2 protein-coding genes are annotated in these 4,722 nt (G+C 52.6%); one reads left to right on the top strand and one right to left on the bottom strand.

Annotation, left to right across the window (positions count from 1 at the left end; translation table 11 throughout):
- Positions 1-44 precede the first annotated feature (44 nt).
- The gene (gene gltX / locus Q1K24_RS07630; protein ID WP_300368359.1) at positions 45-1,445 is read left to right on the top strand and encodes a glutamate--tRNA ligase; all 1,401 of its coding nucleotides are present in this window, start codon (positions 45-47) and stop codon (positions 1,443-1,445) included.
- A gap of 40 nt (positions 1,446-1,485) precedes the next feature.
- On the opposite strand, the gene Q1K24_RS07625 is transcribed toward gltX, so the two are convergent.
- Positions 1,486-4,695 (bottom strand): NAD-glutamate dehydrogenase domain-containing protein, encoded by a 3,210-nt coding sequence (locus tag Q1K24_RS07625; protein ID WP_300368356.1) that lies wholly within the window; start codon positions 4,693-4,695, stop codon positions 1,486-1,488.
- Positions 4,696-4,722: the final 27 nt, after the last annotated feature.

Below are 4,722 nucleotides of genomic sequence, written 5' to 3'. Positions count from 1 at the left end.
CCAGGTTTGGTATAATACCCCAATTTTTTCCAAAGGCTTGCAATATGGTAGTGACACGCTTTGCCCCCTCACCAACGGGATACCTGCATATCGGTGGCCTGCGCACAGCGCTTTACAGCTATCTCTGGGCACGCAAAAACGGCGGAGAATTCAAACTTCGTATCGAAGATACCGATCTCAGCCGAAACTCGGCAGAGGCGACAAAAAAGATCATCGAAGCGTTCGACTGGGTCGGAATGGATTACGACGGAGAACTGGTCTACCAATCCGACCGTTTCGACCTCTACAAAAGCTATATCGTCAAACTGCTGGACGAGGGGAAAGCCTACCGATGCTATATGACCAAAGAGGAGCTCGACAAACTCCGGGAAGAGCAGATGCAGCGCAAAGAGCGTCCGCGTTACGACGGCCGCTACAGGGATTTCACAGGAGAACCGCCGGCCGGTATCGAGCCTGTCATCCGCATCAAGGCACCGCTGGAGGGCGATATCGTGTTCGAAGACGGCATCAAAGGGAGCATTACGATCCGGGCGAGCGAGGTGGACGATTTCATTATCGCACGCAGTGACGGCACGCCGACCTACAATTTCGTCGTTGCGATCGACGATGCGCTGATGGGCATTACCGATGTCATCCGCGGCGACGACCACCTCTACAACACGCCGAAGCAGATCATCGTCTACGAAGCACTGGGATTCAAACTGCCGCGGTTCTACCATGTCCCGATGATTCTTGGTCCGAGCGGAAAGAAACTGTCGAAGCGTGACGGCGCCACCGATGTCATGGAGTACAAAGCGATGGGCTACCTGCCCGAAGCGCTTCTCAATTTCCTGGTCCGTCTCGGGTGGAGTCACGGCGACCAGGAGATTTTCACGCTCGACGAAATGCTCGAACATTTCGATCCGACCGATATCAACGCTTCTGCATCGCAATACAATCCCGACAAACTGCTCTGGCTCAATGCCCACTACATCAAGAACAGCTCCAACGAGCGGCTGGCCAAACTGCTCGAAGATTTCGACCTCTACCTCCTGAGTCACGACAAACGGGAAATCCTGCTCGATATCTTCAAAGAGCGATGCAAGACGGTCAAAGAGATTGCGGAGCAGATCAAAGAGGTCATCGAAACACCGTCAAATTATGATGAAAAGGCAATAAAAAAGGCGATGAAGGGCAGTGCGGACGAGATTCTCGAAACATTCGCCAGGAAACTCGAAACGGCCGGTGAGCTCCATCTGCCAACCGATTACCACGCCCTGATGGAAGAGTTCGTGCGAGAAAAGGAGATCGGTTTCGGCAAGATCGGAATGCCGCTGCGTGTTGCACTGATCGGTCGTCTCGGCGGCCCGGAACTGAGTGATGTTATGAGTATCATCGGCAGAAAAGAGACGATCGAACGGATCGAAAAACTGCTCACTTTCGTGAAGGAAAGCAGCGCTTCCTGACGGAAAGCGCCCTCTCTTCACACCCCCTCTTCTCTTTCCGTCAGATCGGATTCTCCAATGTTATCTGCATCAGGCTGTTGACAAGTATCGCAATATCTTCCAGTTTCTCGATGACGGGCTGCTCCATAAATTTCCCGAACTCCTCCTGCAGCGCCGCATACCGCTCCTCGCAATCGTGCAGATAACTTCCAAGCGCCTCTTCCATCGTTTCATCCTTGCGCTGATAATGGATCACCTTTTCACTCAACGATGTTACGGAAAATTCGATAAACTCTTCGAGCTGTTTTTTGATCGTATATTCCTCTTTGTTTTTCGGACGGTAGTTCTCGAGGGCTTCCATGATCTCGTTGATATGGAGCTGTTTGATGATGGCGTACATCAGTTTCGCCGTTTCGTCGAAACGGCGGTGGTTACGTTCATGCAAAATGATCGCCGCCACGGTGAATTTCATATAGGGAAGGTGATGGAAGAATCGGTTGATCGGACTCTTTTCGTTGACGATCGGCGCGATACTCTCTTCCGGGGTCATCTCCATCAGTTTCGCCATTTCGCTTCGGTAGCGAAGCAGCGTGGGGGCATGAATCTGATCGGGCGAAAGATGACGCATCATCCAGCTGACACTGAATTCCAGCGTGGTTCCGATTTCGAAAAGAAGCGCATACTGCTTCTCGGCATCCATCAGGTAGTCGTGTCGGAAAATTTCGTAGCGGATGTCATTCGAACCGAATAGCTGGTTGCAGATGAGATAGCTCTTGATCTTTGAAACGAAGCGATCCCTGCCCAGTTCGTCGTAATCGCTTATGAACGTGATCCCGGCATTGTTGATAACACGATTTGCCATGACGGTGGCCGCGATCTCCCTCCGCAGAGGATGCTCCAGAATCTCGTCTTCGTAGATCGTCGAAAAGGTTTTCGGGAAATATTTGAGCAGATACTCCTGCGAAAAAGAGTCGTCGGGCAGCTCGCTCTCGAGCAGCAGCTTCTTGACGAAAATCTTGGTGTAGGAGAGGAGTGTGCCCAGTATCGGCCGCACCAGTCCCTCTTTCTCATCCAGTACCGCCGTGATCTTTTCATCCTTGGGAATATGAAACTGTTTCCGGCTGAAGACAGGGAGTTCGCGCTCCAGAAGGGAGATGGCCAGCAGAAACGGCACCAGATCGGTCTGGCTGCGGCGATAATCGAGAGAAATCGCCAGGGATTGATGGTAGTTGGTCCAGAGAACACGGTTGACGACCATCTCCGCCTGATGCTGCAGAGCTTCCAGACGGCTCTCTTCGTCGAGCTGTCCTTTTCGGACCAGCGATCCCAGCGTAATTTTGAGATTGACTTCGTAGTCGCTGGTGTTGACCCCGGCCGAATTGTCGATGGCATCGAGGTTGATAAATCCCCCGCTCTTGGCATACTCGATACGCGCCTGAAGTGTAAAACCGAGATTGCCGCCTTCGCAGACAGCCCGGACCCGCAGATCGGATGCATCGATTCGCACATTCTCGTTCGCCTTGTCACCGACATCGAGATTGCTCTCCCAGCTCGCCTTGACATAGGTTCCGACCCCGCCATTGAAGAGAAGATCCGCTTTCAGACGCATCACTGCCTGCACCATCTCCTCACCGCTCATATTCTGACGGGTTGTGCGAAAGAGTTTCTGCATCTGCGGTGTCAGCGGGATCTCCTTTTCATCCCGACGGAATACGCCGCCGCCCTCGCTGATCTTTTTCGGATCGTAGTGGCGCCATCCTCCTTTCGGACTTGCGTTGAAAAGCCGTTCGCGCTCACGGTACGCCGTTTCCGGATCGGGATCGGGGTCGATAAAAATTTCGTTGTGGCTGAACGCGGCGAGAAGCTTGAAATGGCGGCTCTGCAGCATGCCGTTTCCAAATACGTCACCATTCATCGAGCCGATGCCGACCACCGTGATCGGCGTGTCGTAAAAGTTGATCCCCTCTTCGATAAAAAACCGTTCCACCGAACGGAGCGAACCCTTGGCCGTAATCCCCAGATCTTTGTGGCTGTAGCCATGGCTTCCCCCGCTGGCGAACGCATCGCCCAGCCAGAAGCCCCGCCGAATGGCGATCGCATTCGCCGTATCGCTCATATGGGCCGTCCCCTTGTCGGCCGCGACGACAAAATAGATATCGTCGTCATCGTAACGCACGATTTTCGGCTCGACGATGGTCCGGCCGCCCTCCTGATTGTCCACCAGGTCGAGGAGTGCATCGATATACAACTCATAAAACTTTGCAAACACCTCTCTCGTTATCTCCTCTTTCGGAAGGCGGATGATGAAGCCCCCCTTCGCACCGCAGGGGACAATGATCGCATTTTTTCCCTCCTGTGTCAGCATCAGCGAACGCACCTCGACACGGTAATCTTCGAAGCGGTCGCTCCAGCGCAGACCACCACGGCTGACATTGCCCATGCGAAGGTGAACGCCGCTCAGGCTGTAATGGTGCACGAACGCCTCGATTCTGGGCTGTATGCCGTCGATTTTGCTCTCGATTTCGTCGGTATGCACTTTGAAGGCGATGACATCTTTGCCGAGGAAAAAGTTGGTCCGAACCATCCGTTTCACGATCTCGAAAAACATGCGGATGACGAGGTCTTCGGTGATATGGGTGATCGGATGCAGAAGCGACTCGATCTGATCCTCGCATTTCGACATTTCACTTCTGCGTCGTTTGACATTCGGATTGAACTTCAGATAGAAATAGGTCAGCAGCGATTTCGTCACTTCATGGTGCCGAATCAATACATCCGTGATCGTCACCCGGTTGAACGCGAGAACGAGCTGATTTTCGAAATCGATCAATGCATTGAGCAGTTCGAGCTCCCTGGGCGAAAGATTTTCAAGCAGTGTCAGCTTCAGAAGCGGTGTATTGGGCAGTGTCGGGCAACAAAGCATCCGTTTCAGCAGATCGAGTATGTTCGCTTTTGTCCGTTTGATATCATCGACCTGGTCGTTACCGATACGGTAGCGGCTGACATAAATTTTCTCGTTCTCGTAGGGGATGTCGTAGGAGATCTCGCTGTGAACCGTCAATCCGATATTTTTCAGAAGGGGTACGATCTGCGTCAGCATGAAGTGTTCCCTGCCGTAAATCTTCAGATAGAGTGTGCCATTCTCGTCTTCGATCAATTCGGATGCGAAAGGGTGGTCAGCGAGCTCTCTGGCAATTGAATCGGGCAGAACCAGGTCGTCACTGCGAAGTATCTGCAGACACGCCTGGGCATATTGCTGTTCGAGATCCATGATCTTTCTCCTTGTAGATATTAGATA

This window comes from Hydrogenimonas sp., from assembly GCF_029932565.1.
Taxonomy (GTDB): domain Bacteria; phylum Campylobacterota; class Campylobacteria; order Campylobacterales; family Hydrogenimonadaceae; genus Hydrogenimonas.
This window is presented reverse-complemented; position numbering and strand designations above follow the sequence as displayed.